At 69.7% G+C, this 11,985-nt stretch carries 14 protein-coding genes; 4 read left to right on the top strand and 10 right to left on the bottom strand.

Annotated elements, in window-relative coordinates; all coding sequences use genetic code 11:
* Nucleotide 1 precedes the first annotated feature (1 nt).
* Nucleotides 2-439 (bottom strand): Fur family transcriptional regulator, encoded by a 438-nt coding sequence (locus tag IG99_RS28740; protein ID WP_037678770.1) that lies wholly within the window; start codon nt 437-439, stop codon nt 2-4.
* 16 nt (nt 440-455) lie between these two features.
* On the bottom strand, nt 456-1,031 hold the full coding sequence (locus IG99_RS28735; protein WP_037678767.1) for a heme-binding beta-barrel domain-containing protein: 576 nt from the start codon (nt 1,029-1,031) through the stop codon (nt 456-458).
* 237 nt (nt 1,032-1,268) lie between these two features.
* Between IG99_RS28735 and IG99_RS28725 the strand changes: the two genes are divergently transcribed.
* Entirely contained in the window at nt 1,269-1,631 is a 363-nt protein-coding gene (locus IG99_RS28725; protein ID WP_037678764.1) for a DsrE family protein, read from the top strand.
* Nucleotides 1,632-1,654: 23 nt separating this feature from the next.
* On the opposite strand, the gene IG99_RS28720 is transcribed toward IG99_RS28725, so the two are convergent.
* The 7 genes from IG99_RS28720 to IG99_RS28690 form a co-directional block, all read right to left on the bottom strand.
* Nucleotides 1,655-1,918: a DUF3099 domain-containing protein gene (locus IG99_RS28720; protein ID WP_037678763.1), complete on the bottom strand. Its 264-nt coding sequence runs from the start codon at nt 1,916-1,918 to the stop codon at nt 1,655-1,657.
* Between the two features lie 89 nt (nt 1,919-2,007).
* The gene (locus IG99_RS28715; protein WP_028421436.1) at nt 2,008-2,295 is read right to left on the bottom strand and encodes a DUF1416 domain-containing protein; all 288 of its coding nucleotides are present in this window, start codon (nt 2,293-2,295) and stop codon (nt 2,008-2,010) included.
* A gap of 75 nt (nt 2,296-2,370) precedes the next feature.
* Entirely contained in the window at nt 2,371-3,210 is an 840-nt protein-coding gene (locus tag IG99_RS28710) for a sulfurtransferase (protein WP_037678761.1), read from the bottom strand.
* Nucleotides 3,211-3,615: 405 nt separating this feature from the next.
* The gene (locus tag IG99_RS28705) at nt 3,616-4,350 is read right to left on the bottom strand and encodes an LmeA family phospholipid-binding protein (protein WP_037678759.1); all 735 of its coding nucleotides are present in this window, start codon (nt 4,348-4,350) and stop codon (nt 3,616-3,618) included.
* Nucleotides 4,351-4,456: 106 nt separating this feature from the next.
* On the bottom strand, nt 4,457-5,560 hold the full coding sequence (locus tag IG99_RS28700; protein ID WP_037678758.1) for a hypothetical protein: 1,104 nt from the start codon (nt 5,558-5,560) through the stop codon (nt 4,457-4,459).
* Between the two features lie 3 nt (nt 5,561-5,563).
* Nucleotides 5,564-5,818 carry a MoaD/ThiS family protein gene (locus IG99_RS28695; protein WP_037678756.1) on the bottom strand — a complete coding sequence of 85 codons (255 nt, stop codon included), beginning with the start codon at nt 5,816-5,818 and terminating at the stop codon, nt 5,564-5,566.
* A gap of 46 nt (nt 5,819-5,864) precedes the next feature.
* Nucleotides 5,865-6,725, bottom strand: a complete 861-nt coding sequence (locus IG99_RS28690) for an alpha/beta hydrolase (protein ID WP_078947949.1) — start codon at nt 6,723-6,725, stop codon at nt 5,865-5,867.
* Between the two features lie 170 nt (nt 6,726-6,895).
* Here IG99_RS28690 and IG99_RS28685 point away from each other — a divergent pair, with 170 nt between their 5' ends.
* Both IG99_RS28685 and IG99_RS28680 read left to right on the top strand, forming a co-directional pair.
* Nucleotides 6,896-7,675, top strand: a complete 780-nt coding sequence (locus IG99_RS28685) for a response regulator transcription factor (protein ID WP_037678751.1) — start codon at nt 6,896-6,898, stop codon at nt 7,673-7,675.
* A gap of 107 nt (nt 7,676-7,782) precedes the next feature.
* Nucleotides 7,783-8,805, top strand: coding sequence for a LacI family DNA-binding transcriptional regulator (locus tag IG99_RS28680; RefSeq protein WP_107056045.1), 1,023 nt, complete (start codon nt 7,783-7,785; stop codon nt 8,803-8,805).
* A 111-nt stretch (nt 8,806-8,916) separates the two neighbouring features.
* Here IG99_RS28680 and IG99_RS28675 read toward each other — a convergent pair whose 3' ends face one another.
* On the bottom strand, nt 8,917-10,674 hold the full coding sequence (locus IG99_RS28675; protein ID WP_037678745.1) for a trypsin-like serine protease: 1,758 nt from the start codon (nt 10,672-10,674) through the stop codon (nt 8,917-8,919).
* Between the two features lie 269 nt (nt 10,675-10,943).
* Here IG99_RS28675 and IG99_RS28670 point away from each other — a divergent pair, with 269 nt between their 5' ends.
* Entirely contained in the window at nt 10,944-11,969 is a 1,026-nt protein-coding gene (locus IG99_RS28670) for a S1C family serine protease (RefSeq protein ID WP_037678742.1), read from the top strand.
* Nucleotides 11,970-11,985: the final 16 nt, after the last annotated feature.

Here is an 11,985-nt window from a genome sequence, read left to right as displayed (position 1 = left end):
CCTACGACTCGGTAGTTGAACTCTTCAGCGAGCAGTCCTTGCAGCGACCGAAGATCGCGAAGTGCTTCATGTCCGTGTCGAAGCCGAAGGTGTCCCGCAGTTTGGCGGTGAAGTCGGCGGCCACCTCCACGTCCGCCTCGATGACGTTCTCGCAGTCGCGGCAGACCAGGTGGATGTGGTGGTGCCGGTCCGCGAGGTGGTACGTCGGCGCCCCGTGCCCGAGGTGGGCATGGCTGACCAGACCGAGCTCCTCCAGGAGCTCCAGGGTCCGGTAGACGGTGGAAATGTTGACCCCCGACGCCGTCTTCCTCACTTCCACGAGGATGTCGTCGGGGGTCGCGTGCTCAAGGGTGTCCACGGCTTCGAGGACAAGCTGACGCTGCGGCGTCAGCCGGTAGCCGCGCTGCCTGAGGTCGCTCTTCCAGTCGGTGCTCACCACACCGACGAGTCTAGGACTACTTGAAGAAAGCGATGCCGTCGTCCGGCATGTCGTCGGGCAGGGCCTTCGCCCAGCGCTCGACCTCCTCCGGGGTGACGACCTTCTTCAGCTGGGCCGACATGTAGGGGCGCAGCTCGACCTCGGGGGTCTGCTTCTCGCCGACCCACATCAGGTCGCTCTTGACGTAGCCGTACAGCCGCTTGCCGCCGCTGTAGGGCTGGGCGGCCGCCGTACGCGCCACCGCGTCCGTCACCAGGTCGATCTGCGGCTTCTTGTCGGCCAGCTCGCCGTACCAGATCTCGATGACGCCGTCGTCGCGGGTCATCGTGACCTCGACCTTGCGGGCGTCGACGATGCGCCAGAAGCCGGACTCCGTCTCCAGCGGCCGCACCTTGTTGCCGTCGTTGTCCAGCACCCAGGTGCGGGAGTGGTACTCCAGGAAGTCCCGGCCGTCGTGCGTGAAGCTGACTTCCTGGCCGAAGTTGCACTTCTCCGCGCCGGGGAAGTCATGCACGCCCGCGCCGGCCCAGTTGCCGAGCAGGAAGGCGAGCGGGACGAGGTTCTTGTGCAGGTCGGACGGGATCTCGATCATGAGGCGAAGTTCCTAGACGTGGTTCAGCGCTGGCCCTGGTACAGCTTCTTCACGGTCAGTCCTGCGAAGGCGAGCACGCCGACGCAGACCAGGACCAGCAGGGTTTCGAAGAAGATCTCCACGGGTGCTCCTTGAGCGAGGGTGGTCATACGACAGAGCCGGGCCCCAGCTTACGCGGCCGGGGTCGGGCGCTCCGTGTGAGGTGGGCCCTCCCCGGCCCGGGCTTACGATGCGGACATGGCGAAGAAGCTCGTGATCAAGGTGACGGCGGGGGCGGACGCGCCCGAGCGGTGTTCGCAGGCGTTCACCGTGGCGGCGGTGGCCGTGGCCAGTGGGGTCGAGGTGTCTCTGTGGCTGACCGGCGAGTCCGCCTGGTTCGCGCTGCGGGGGCGGGCCGCGGAGTTCGAGCTGCCGCACGCCGCGCCGCTGCCCGATCTGCTCGACTCCCTGCTGGCCGGCGGGCGGGTCACGCTGTGCACGCAGTGCGCCGCCCGGCGGGAGATCACCGAGAAGGACGTCATCGAGGGCGTACGGATCGCGGGTGCGCAGGTGTTCGTCCAGGAGGCCCTCGGCGACGAGACGCAGGCGCTCGTCTACTGAGACGTGGGACGCGGTGCCCGTCCCTAGGGACGGGGCCGCTTCTTGCCGTCCAGCTCGTCCCACCACTCGTCGGACTCCGGGTCCCCCGAAGGGTCGTCCCACCAGCGGTCCTCGGGGCCCCGCCGGTTGGCCACCATCGCCGCCACGGGCGGAATGAGCATGGCGACCACGCACATCCCCACCGCCGCCGGGACGGACCAGATGCGTACGACTCCCCAGGCCAGGACGAAGAGACCGACGCAGGTCCCCATCATGGCGAAGTAAACGTGCCGTCGCCGTGCGTACATACGTCCAGAGTAGGTCCGGACGAGCCGGAGGGCCGCACCCCAGGCGTCCAACCCGGGGGGTGCGGCCCTCCTGCCGGTACTGAGCGTGCTCAGACCGCGATCGCGACCTCCGCGAGGCCGCCCTTCTGGGCGACGACCGTGCGGTCGGCGGTGGCGCCGGGGACGAGGGCGCGAACGGTCCACGTGCCCTCGGCGGCGTAGAACCGGAACTGGCCCGTGGCGGAGGTCGGGACCTCCGCGGTGAACTCGCCGGTCGAGTCCAGCAGACGGACGTAGCCCGTCACCGGCTCGCCGTCGCGGGTCACCTGACCCTGGATCGTGGTCTCACCGGGCTTGATCGTCGAGGCGTCCGGGCCGCCGGCCTTCGCTCCACACATGTCTTTCTCCAGAAGGGGTCTGACCGGAAGGAAGGCCGGTCGGGGTGGTTTGGTCTGTTCGGTGCGCGTCGGCGCTTACTTGTTGGCGCCGAGCTCGATGGGCACGCCGACGAGGGAGCCGTACTCGGTCCAGGAACCGTCGTAGTTCTTGACGTTCTCGACACCGAGCAGCTCGTGCAGGACGAACCAGGTCAGCGCGGAGCGCTCACCGATGCGGCAGTAGGCGATGGTGTCCTTGGCCAGGTCCACCTGCTCCTCGGCGTAGAGCTCCTTGAGCTCGTCGTCCGACTTGAAGGTGCCGTCGTCGTTGGCGTTCTTCGACCACGGGATGTTGCGGGCGCTCGGGACGTGACCCGGACGCTGCGACTGCTCCTGCGGCAGGTGCGCGGGGGCGAGCAGCTTGCCGGAGAACTCGTCGGGCGAGCGGACGTCGACCAGGTTCTGCGAACCGATCGCGGCGACCACGTCGTCACGGAAGGCGCGGATGGAGGTGTTCTGCGCCTTGGCCTTGTAGTCGGTCGTGGCGCGCTCGGGCACCTCCTCGACCAGCTCGCGGGCGTCCAGCTCCCACTTCTTGCGGCCACCGTCGAGCAGCTTGACGTTCTCGTGGCCGTACAGCTTGAAGTACCAGTAGGCGTAGGACGCGAACCAGTTGTTGTTGCCGCCGTAGAGGATCACCAGCGTGTCGTTGGCGATGCCCTTCGCCGACAGGAGCTTCTCGAAGCCCTCCTGGTCGATGAAGTCACGGCGGACCGGGTCCTGGAGGTCCTGGGTCCAGTCGATCCGGATCGCGTTGCGGATGTGGTTCTTCTCGTACGCGCTGGTGTCCTCGTCCACCTCGACGATGGCGATGCTCGGGTCGTCCAGGTGCTCCTGGACCCAGTCGGCGTCTACCAGGACGTCGCTGCGGCTCATGCTGTTTCTCCTCCGGGGCAGTTACGGCGGGGCGTGCGAGTGAGAGTGCGGCCCCGAGTGGGGGCAGCACACATATGCCCTCTGCAGGGCGGTGGGGGATGCGGAAGCCGGCGCTTCCACTCAGAAGGGGCGACAGAGCATGGCGGCGACGCGGCACAGGTCTACTGCCCGCCGCTTCGTGAGATCCGCCTGTCGCTTCATAGTTGTCGATCGTAGGGAGGGAGAGGCGGGCATGTCACCGGTGTGTCGCATTTTGAGATGCGATCGTCCGGGATGTGAGAACGGGAGGGTGTCCGGCCGTGCCCCGCACGGTTCCCGGGCGTCCGCGCCCCCACTCGATCTACGGATCGGACATCGGTGTCTCGCTGATCGGACACCTGGGTCCACCGGACGCCGGACCTGGTCCTACCCGGCGAGCCTGACGTTCGAACCCTTCACCGTGATGTCCACACCGTCCTGCGCGGCCTGCACCTTGTCCAGCCGGATACCGCCGGGCAGTTGCTCGATGGTCTGCTGGAAGTCGGTGATCGAACGGATCACGGTCTCGGCGAGGTCGATGCCGAGGTCGGGCAGCGAGTCGGCGCGCACCCGCACGGTGTCCCCGTCGACCGTGACCGAGCTGAGCACGGAGACCGGCTTGGGCAGCTTCACCCCGAGGACCGTCGCGTCGATCTGGACCTTGATCTTGCCGTTGCCGCCGTCGGACAGGCCCACCACCTGCGCGGTCACCGCGGGCGCGACCCGCGTCGGCTCCGACTTGGCCGCCTTGAGCAGCTCGTCGTAGGCGATGGTCGCCGTGCCGGTCGCGGAGGCGGCGGTGGCGGAGCTGTAGTCGCCGGAGAAGGTGACGCCCTTCATCTCGGCCTTCATGTCGTCGATCCGGATGGTCCTGCCACCACTGCCGGTGGGCGCCTCGTAGTCCTTGATGCCGACCTCGACCTCGTCGAGCTCACCGCCGGCGACCTGGGTCAGGAAGGGGAAGCCGTCGATGGACACGTCCGGCGTGGACGCCAGGTTCTCGGTCGACTTCAGCCTGTCGGCCGCCTCGCCCTCGGCGAAGTGCACCGCGACCCGGTCGACGATCACGAACAGCACGCCCAGGACGATGACCGTGACCAGAAGTATCCGCAGCGCGCGCATTTGCCGTGTTCCCCCACTTGGCTGTCCGTGACAGAGACAGCCACGGTAACCCTGGGCCGTGGGGCCACCCCGCTTTTGTCGATCACCTGTGACAAGCGCTCACAGGTCAGCCGAGGGCCTGCCCCAACACCCACACAACCGGCGCGGCGGCGGACAGCGGCAGGGCCACGCCCGCCGTGAAGTGCACGAACCGGGACGGGTAGTCGTAGCTCGCGACCCGGTGCCCGATCAGCGCGCAGACCGCCGCTCCCGCGCCCAGCAGCGCGCCCTTCGACTGCAGGTCCGTCAGCCCGCCCACGGCGATCCCGGCACCGGCCGCGGCCAGCAGCGAGACCACCACGGAGGCGGGGGTCGGCAGCGGCAGCGCACGGGCCAGTACGGCGACGGCCACCGCGGCCGCGCCGACCGTGACCGCGTCCGGCTCCGCCGCGAGGAACCCGGTCGCCACGATGGCCAGCGCCGACGACGTCACGGTCGCCATCAGGCCGTACATCCGCTCGTCCGGGTCGGCGTGCGAACGCAGCTGGAGCACGAGACAGAGCAGCACCCACACACCCAGCGTCCCGAGGATCGCGGCGGGCGCGTTGTCCCTCCCCGCCACGAGCAGCGCCACGTCCGACACCAGCGCTCCCAGGAACGCCAGCGCGATGCCCTGCCGGGCGGGCCACATCCCGTTCAGCCGGAACCAGCCCGCGGCGGTGACGGCCTGGAGCAGGACGAGGGGCACGAGGAGGGCGTACGACCCGATCGCCGCGGTACCGGACACCAGCACACCGAGCAGCGCGGTGAGCGCGGCCGGCTGCATGCCGGGCTCGATGATCGGGGAGCGTCCTTCGAGGCGGGCGCGCTGGGCGTCGGTGACGCGGGAGTTCCCGGCGAGGGTCGAGGGCCCGTAGACGGGGGGATCCTCGGCGGCGCCCCGCTGCCCGCCGTCGCCCGGGGTGGCGTGGACCGCGGCGCCCGGTTCCTCGTGAACCGGCTGGTACCCCTGCACCTGCGTGTCCCAGGTCTGCCCCTGCCACTGCTGCGTGTACTGCTGCGCCTCGTCGTGGGGCTGCTGGTACTGCTGTTGCTGGTACGGCTGTTGCTGGTACGGCTGTTGCCGGTACTGCTGCGCGTACTCGTCCTGAGGCCACGCCTGGTGCTGTTGCTGCGGCTGCTGATGCTGCTGGGCATAAGGGTCGTACCCCTCATACGGCTGGTTGCTCACTGCTCACCCTCCTGCGAACGGCGGGAGCACCTCAACCGTGCCGCCCTCGGCCAGCCGTACCGTCTCATGCGCGCGCGTCCCCACGGGATCGCCGTCGACGAGGAACGAGCACCGCCGCAGCACGCGGCTCAGCTCACCGGCGTGCCGCTCGCGCACCGCGTCCAGCGCCTCCGCGAGCGTGGCCGCGTCGTACGGCTCGTCGGCGACGCCGGCCGCGGCCTTGGCGGCGGCCCAGTAGCGCACCGTGACCTTTGCCATCGGTTTCCTCAATCAGCGATCAGACTCGGCGGTGTACACGGTCAGGCTAGCCCGCTCGCGCTGCCGCCCAGTCCGCGATGCGGGCCAGCAGCACGTCGTGCGCCGCGTGCTCGGCGTGCCCCATGCCGGGTTCCAGCCACAGTTCCCCGTGGTCACCGGCTGCGGCCGCGAGCATCCGGGGGTGGTCGAGGGGAAAGTAGCCGTCCCGGTCGCCGTGCACGATGAGCAGCGGGGTCGGCGCGATCCGTGGGACCGCCTCCACCGGGGAGAGGGGCACCGGGTCCCACTCGCGGCGGTGGATGCGGGTACCGAACCCGTAGCGGCCCACGAGCCGCCCCTCGGGCCGGGTCACCAGCCAGTGCAACCGCCGCATGGGGGCGGTCCCCCGGTAGTACCAGCGGGCCGGCGCACTGACGGAGACCACCGCGTCCGTACGGGCCGGGTCGTCGTGCTTGTCCCCGCCGTTCAGCGCCGCGTGCCGCAGCACCACCGAGCCGCCCATGGAGAAGCCGACGGTGACCACGCGCGTGTGCCCGAGTTCGCGGGCCCAGCGCACCGCGGCCGCCAGGTCGTACACCTCGCGGTCGCCGACGGTGGAGTGCCCGCCCGACGCGCCGTGCCCGCGGAAGGAGAAGGTGACCACGGCTCCGTGACGGGCGAAGGCACGCGCCACCCGTCGTACATGTGGCCGGTCCACAGCGCCGGTGAATCCGTGTGCGATCACGAACACGAGGCCGACAGAAGGTGTCCGCCGAGCGTCGTATACGACCTCACCCGGCTCGTATACGGAATTGATCGATACGCCGTCGACCGTGCGCAGAAACGTCCGCAAAGGGCTCCGTCTGGGCGTCTCGCCATGCGGACGAGTGGTGGATCGCGCCACATGACCTGCCCGACCAGTGCTCATGTGGGCTATTCTGCTGGACAGAGGACTCGGGCAGCGTAGCCCCCGGGTCCTTTTGTGCTTTCGGAAGCGTTGTATACGAAGCGGAAAACCGCAGGTGTACGGGCCCCGGGATCGCAGAGCAGTTGCCGTACCGCCCACGTCCTCGCAGGGACCGAGGAGGAACCAGACGTATGAGTTCTCTGCTGCTCCTGACCAATGCCCTCCAGCCGTCGACGGAGGTGCTCCCCGCCCTTGGCCTGCTCCTGCACAACGTGCGGGTCGCCCCGGCGGAGGGACCCGCTCTCGTCGACACCCCCGGTGCCGACGTCATCCTGATCGACGGCCGCCGCGACCTCCCACAGGTCCGCAGCCTGTGCCAGCTGCTGCGGTCGACCGGCCCCGGCTGTCCGCTCGTCCTCGTCGTCACCGAGGGCGGCCTCGCCGCCGTCACCGCCGACTGGGGCATCGACGACGTCCTCCTCGACACCGCAGGTCCCGCGGAGGTGGAGGCCCGGCTGCGGCTGGCCATGGGCCGGCAGCAGATCGTCAACGACGACTCCCCGATGGAGATCCGCAACGGCGACCTCTCGGTCGACGAGGCGACGTACTCGGCCAAGCTCAAGGGCCGGGTCCTGGACCTCACCTTCAAGGAGTTCGAGCTCCTGAAGTACCTCGCACAGCACCCGGGCCGCGTCTTCACGCGCGCGCAGCTGCTGCAGGAGGTGTGGGGCTACGACTACTTCGGCGGCACCCGCACGGTCGACGTGCACGTACGACGGCTGCGCGCCAAGCTCGGCCCCGAGCACGAGTCGCTGATCGGAACCGTCCGGAACGTCGGTTATCGATTCGTTACGCCGGAGAAGGTCGAGCGGGCGACCGAGGAGGCCAAGGCCAAGGCAGACCGGGCAAAATCGGAAGATGCGGACGATACGGCCGCGCTGGACGCGGCAGAGGCCCGCGCGGAGGCCTAGCGGACGCCCGGGCAGGGCGTCGCGACGCCCGGGTGGGGCGTTGCCTTCGCACAGCTGTGGCCCCTGACGCCCTGCCCAGAGCGGGTCCATCCGCGTAGACTCCGCGCGTGGCCAAGGTGACTCGGGATGATGTGGCGCGACTTGCGGGAACTTCCACCGCCGTCGTCAGTTACGTCATCAACAACGGACCCCGGCCGGTCGCCCCGGCCACGCGCGAGCGTGTCCTCGCCGCGATCAAGGAGCTGGGGTACCGCCCGGACCGGGTCGCCCAGGCGATGGCGTCCCGGCGCACGGATCTCATAGGACTGATCATCCCGGACGCGCGCCAGCCCTTCTTCGGGGAGATGGCGCACGCGGTCGAGCAGGCGGCCTCCGAGCGCGGAAAAATGGTGCTCGTCGGGAACACCGACTACGTCGCTGAGCGCGAGGTCCACTATCTGCGGGCGTTCCTCGGCATGCGCGTCTCCGGGCTCATCCTGGTCAGCCACGCGCTGAACGACCAGGCCGCCGCGGAGATCGAGGCGTGGGACGCGAGGGTCGTCCTGCTGCACGAGCGGCCCGAGGCCATCGACGACGTCGCCGTCGTCACGGACGACCTGGGCGGCGCGCAGCTCGCCGTACGGCACCTGCTGGAGCACGGCTACGAGTACGTCGCCTGTATGGGCGGCACCGCCGAGACCCCCTCGGTCGGCGACCCCGTCTCCGACCACGTCGAGGGCTGGCGCCGGGCGATGGCCGAGGCGGGGATCTCGACGGAGGGACGGCTCTTCGAGGCGCCGTACAACCGGTACGACGCGTACCAGGTCGCGCTGGAGATCCTCTCCGGGCCGCAGCGGCCGCCGGCCGTCTTCTGCTCCACCGACGACCAGGCGATCGGCTTGCTGCGGGCGGCCCGTGAGCTGCGGATCGATGTGCCGGGAGAGCTGGGTGTCGTCGGCTTCGACGACATCAAGGAGGCGGGGCTGGCCGATCCTCGGTTGACGACGGTGGCGTCGGACCGGTCGGCGATGGCTCGGGCGGCGGTGGATCTGGTGCTGGATGACGGTGTGCGGGTTGCCGGTTCCCGGCGGGAGCGGCTGAAGGTGTTCCCGTCACGGCTGGTGGTGCGCCGGTCGTGTGGGTGTGCTTAGGCCGGCTCGCGCGTGCGGGTGGGGTGTGGCTCGTCGCGCCCACGCGGCGGAGCCGCACATCGACAGCGCCCCGCGCCCCTTTCGGGGCGCGGTTCACTGAGACCCTGATGTTCAGAACAGCAAGTTGTACTGGTTGAAGCCCGTGCCCAGCTTGATGCGTGAGGCGAAGAGACTGGTCGACGCCTTGTTCGTGCCGGGGTAGAGCCAGAGGTTGCCGGACGCGTCGCGGGTGATGAGGTCGGCGATTCCGTCGCCGGTGACGTCGCCGTTGGCCACGTAGGACGTGAAGGTGAAGCCGGTGCGGGCCTGGACGCGGGCGGACCACGGAGTGTTCTGCTGCTGGGTGCCGCGGTAGAGGTAGAGGACGCCCGAGCCGTTGCGGACCAGGAGGTCGGCCTTGCCGTCGCCGGAGAGGTCGCCGTGGCCGAAGATCTGCACGCCCTTCCAGGCTCGGTCGACGACCTTGACCTTGGCGTAGAACTGGCCGTTGCCCTTGCCGGGGTAGAGGTAGACCGAGCCGTCGGTGTCGACGGCGACCAGGTCGGGGCGGGCGTCGCCGGTGAGGTCGCCCGGGATGGCGTAGGACTTGTAGCCGCCCCAGACGGAGCTGACCTGCATCCAGGTGGCCTCGCCGGAGGCGTGGTCCAGGTAGCTGCGGTACAGCTTGCCGTCGGTCTTGTCCCGGATGATCAGGTCCTGGAAGCCGTCCCGGTCCAGGTCGGCCTGCAGACCCCAGCTGATGGTCTGGTAGCCGCTGCCCTGGAAGGCGCGCTGGGCCAGTGAGGTGCCCTTGCTGTCCTGCTCGAAGAGGCCGCCGGAGGGCGTGCGGGCGAGGAGGTCGGCGCGGCCGTCGTAGGACAGGTCGGCGTCGTCGATGCGGGGCTGGGCGGCCCAGGTGTACGAGGAGACCTTGGTGAAGACCGGGTAGGCGCCCTGGGCGGTGCAGCCGGAGACGCCCCAGGAGACAATGCCGACGATCTTGTTACCGACGACCAGCGGGCCGCCCGAGTCACCGTTGCAGGGGCTGGTGGTGCCCTCGTCGGTGCCGGTGGCGGGGGTGCCCGCGCAGATCATGGAGCCCTCGATGAAGGCGTCCTTGCCGAGGACCGACTGCATCGCGCTGTCGCAGGTGGAGTCGGCGACCAGCGGAAGGGTGGCGGTGCGCAGCTTGGCCGACAGGTCGGCGCCGTCGGCGCCGGAGGTCAGGCCCCAGCCGTAGACCTTGGCGCTGGTGCCCGCCTTGTACAGGGCGCTGTCGTTGGACGCGGCCAGGCGCAGCCAGGGTTCCTCCAGCGGACGGTCGAGGGTGAGGACCGCGATGTCGTTCTGGAGGGTGTCGCCGTTGAAGTGGGGGTGGGTCCACTGGCGCCAGACGCCGGCCGCGTCACCGGCGCTCGGGTCGTTCAGGGTGGCGGTGCCGGCCAGGACGGCGCCGTTCTTCGCCCAGTTCAGACCCGCGACACAGTGGGCGGCGGTGAGGACCTTGTCGGGGGCGACCAGGGTGCCACCGCAGAAGTAGCCGTCGCCGGTGGTGTCGTCGTAGTAGGCGAGCTGGACCATCCACGGGGCACTGGAGATCGTCGTCTCGCCGCCGCCGATGATGAAGGGCGACTGGGACGGCTTGGTCGTCACAGTCGCCTGGGTCTTCGCCGCGGCGATGACGCGGTCGTGCAGTTCCTCGGTGGAGGCGGTCGGCTGCGGGGTCTGCGACTGGGCGGCGACGCCCGCGTCGGGCAGTCCGGCCGGTCCGTCCGCCGCGGTCGCGGGCTGGGCGGCGAGAAGGCCGGCGCAGCTCAGTGCGAGTGCGAGGGCGGCCGCGGGGAGCGCCGTGACGGGGCGTCTCCAGCGGCCGCGCAGGGCACGTATCACTCAAGGCTCCTGAAGTGGGCTGAGGGGAGGTGGCTGGTGGCTGAACCAAGCAAGATTGCGCCCCGACAGCCCCTTTGCACACGTCCTTCACGACAGGTCCGACAAGGTTTCCTTTGTCGCCCACCGCGATCTCATCCCGGCGCAACCTCCCGTTTCCCGGGACCGCCGGGAGCGCTCCCGGCCGCCCTTATATCGGGCATACGAGGTTCTGTCGGGCTTCTCAGCGAGCACTCAGGAAGCTCTCATGGTCGGGCGTCACTCTCTGTTCCATGACCGACAGCATCCGCCGCAGCGGCGAGTACGAGAACCCGTACCAGAACCAGCAGCAGGTGTCTTCCGCCCCGGTGAACCCGGAGTGGCCGCCTCCGCCGCCGTACCAGCCGACGGTGGCCCAGGCACCCGTGCCTCCGCCCGCGCCGAGGAGGAAGCGCAACCGCGGCCCGGTCGCGCTGCTCGCCGCCGTCGCGATCGTCGCCGCGGCGATCGGCGGCGGCACGGCCTACGGCATCCAGGAGCTGACCGGCAAGGACCAGGCCACCGCGAGCAGCACCACCACGAGCGTGGTGCCGTCGAGCAAGAAGGGCGACATCGCGGCGGTCGCCGCCGCCGTCAGCCCGAGCATCGTCGAGATCAACGCGACCTCGAACTCCGGTGAGTCCACCGGATCCGGCGTGATCATCACCAGCAACGGCGAGATCATCACCAACAACCACGTCATAGCCGGCGCCTCGTCGGTCAAGGTGAGGACCAGCGAGGGCAAGACGTACACCGCGAACGTCGTCGGCACGGACAGCAAGAAGGACCTGGCGCTGATCAAGCTGGAGAACGCCTCCGGCCTGAAGACGGCCGGCCTCGGCGACTCCTCCGCCGTGAGCGTCGGCGACTCGGTCGTGGCGATCGGCTCGCCCGAGGGCCTGTCCGGCACCGTCACCAGCGGCATCGTCTCGGCCCTGAACCGTGACGTGACCGTGCCCACCGAGGAGGGCCAGCAGGAGCAGCAGCAGCGGGGCGGCGGCTGGCCGTTCTCGTTCGGCGGTCAGCAGTTCAACGGCGACACCGGTTCGTCGACGACGACGTACAAGGCGATCCAGACGGACGCCTCGCTGAACCCCGGCAACTCCGGCGGCGCGCTGATCGACATGAACGGCAACATCATCGGCATCAACTCCGCGATGTACTCGGCGGCTTCCGACTCCTCCTCCGACGCGGGCAGTGTCGGCCTCGGCTTCGCCATCCCGATCAACACCGTCAAGTCCGACCTGTCGAGCCTGCGGGCCGGCGGTTCCGACAACTGAGCCACCGCGACCGCAG

It is taken from the genome of Streptomyces griseus subsp. griseus (assembly GCF_000720255.1).
Classification (GTDB): domain Bacteria; phylum Actinomycetota; class Actinomycetes; order Streptomycetales; family Streptomycetaceae; genus Streptomyces; species Streptomyces griseus_I.
Note: the sequence above shows the minus strand (reverse complement) of the source record. Positions and strands in the feature narration are given on the sequence as shown.

Bases quoted from the DNA above. Each gene is read 5' to 3' on its own strand.
- IG99_RS28735 (WP_037678767.1), bottom strand. From the start codon at position 1,031: ATGATCGAGATCCCGTCCGACCTGCACAAGAACCTCGTCCCGCTCGCC.
- IG99_RS28725 (WP_037678764.1), top strand. From the start codon at position 1,269: ATGGCGAAGAAGCTCGTGATCAAGGTGACGGCGGGGGCGGACGCGCCC.
- IG99_RS28720 (WP_037678763.1), bottom strand. From the start codon at position 1,918: ATGTACGCACGGCGACGGCACGTTTACTTCGCCATGATGGGGACCTGC.
- IG99_RS28715 (WP_028421436.1), bottom strand. From the start codon at position 2,295: ATGTGTGGAGCGAAGGCCGGCGGCCCGGACGCCTCGACGATCAAGCCC.
- IG99_RS28710 (WP_037678761.1), bottom strand. From the start codon at position 3,210: ATGAGCCGCAGCGACGTCCTGGTAGACGCCGACTGGGTCCAGGAGCAC.
- IG99_RS28705 (WP_037678759.1), bottom strand. From the start codon at position 4,350: ATGCGCGCGCTGCGGATACTTCTGGTCACGGTCATCGTCCTGGGCGTG.
- IG99_RS28695 (WP_037678756.1), bottom strand. From the start codon at position 5,818: ATGGCAAAGGTCACGGTGCGCTACTGGGCCGCCGCCAAGGCCGCGGCC.
- IG99_RS28690 (WP_078947949.1), bottom strand. From the start codon at position 6,725: ATGAGCACTGGTCGGGCAGGTCATGTGGCGCGATCCACCACTCGTCCG.
- IG99_RS28685 (WP_037678751.1), top strand. From the start codon at position 6,896: ATGAGTTCTCTGCTGCTCCTGACCAATGCCCTCCAGCCGTCGACGGAG.
- IG99_RS28670 (WP_037678742.1), top strand. From the start codon at position 10,944: ATGACCGACAGCATCCGCCGCAGCGGCGAGTACGAGAACCCGTACCAG.